The following is a 1,046-nucleotide window of genomic DNA, read 5'->3' as shown; positions in this document are numbered from 1 at the left end:
GCTAAATCCTCCCACCCTCGATTTGAGGTAACATCAACAGAAACGTAAGTTAAACGTGCAAGAAAACGATTGAGTTCTGTTGAATTGAGATCTTTTGGATGGATATGTTTTTCTAAAGAAATGCGGACAAAATTTTGATATTCTTCACAACTTAAGGAAGTACGCGAAACCCCAATAATACGTGTTGGCTCACTGAATTGCCCAGCACACTGACAATGATACAAAGCCGGCAAAAGCTTGCGCAACGCCAGATCACCATTGCCACCAAAAACAATACAATCAAAGGAAGAAACTGGAATAATTTTACGCACCATGAACTTGTTTATTTTTCTATTCGATTATGAAATCCCATATCACTTATAAAAGCTTTCATCATTAAAGCAGACAGATACTAAATAAGCCATTAATTTTCTTCATTTCAAGCAATGTTTACATTAAAGGCGATCCAATAAAGAAAACCAACGCATTGCTAAAAATATAAGCGGATAACGCAAAACGCGTCCCCCCGGAAAAGATGAAATCTTTAAGTCTTGGAAATAGGAAAAACGTTCATATTTTCCAGTTAACCATTCTGCGTATAATTTTCCCACGAAAGGAGCCAGCATAACGCCATGCCCTGAATAACCACCACAATAAGTCATCCTTGAGAAAAGTTGGCGAACATAGGGCATGCGTTCAACTGTGATGGCAACCGTTGCTCCCCACCGATGGCTTAAATTGATAGAATGTAATTGAGGATAAATTTCAACAATTTGCCGTTTTATACGTTCATCTAAATTTAGAGGATGCTTATTATCATAACTTTCTACACCACCAAATAAGAGACGATTATCAATGCTTTTGCGAAAATAGCGAACCATAAAACGGGAATCATCAACCGATTCCCCCCCTATAAGAATTGAACTATGCTTTGGTAATGGGTCCGTTGCTCCAATATAAGAGCGAATAGAAACAATATTTTTTTCAATAAAACGCTCCAGACCAAGTTTATACCCATTTGTTGCAAGTAAAACATGCTCTGCTGTTACACTGCCTTTTTCTGTTAT

General features: G+C 37.5%; 1 protein-coding gene and 1 pseudogene. Both read right to left on the bottom strand.

The genetic code is table 11. The features are described from left to right. Positions 1-314 (bottom strand): annotated as a pseudogene (locus ACFIL8_RS10870) (glucose-6-phosphate dehydrogenase); the annotation flags it as partial. 120 nt (positions 315-434) lie between these two features. Beyond that, on the bottom strand, positions 435-1,046 hold a 612-nt coding region (locus ACFIL8_RS10865), incomplete at its 5' end, for an NAD(P)/FAD-dependent oxidoreductase (protein WP_375689789.1).

The organism is Bartonella sp. AP57NXGY (assembly GCF_042195805.1).
GTDB lineage: Bacteria > Pseudomonadota > Alphaproteobacteria > Rhizobiales > Rhizobiaceae > Bartonella.
The sequence above is the reverse complement of the archived record's forward strand: the minus strand, read 5'-3'. Positions and strand labels throughout refer to the sequence as shown.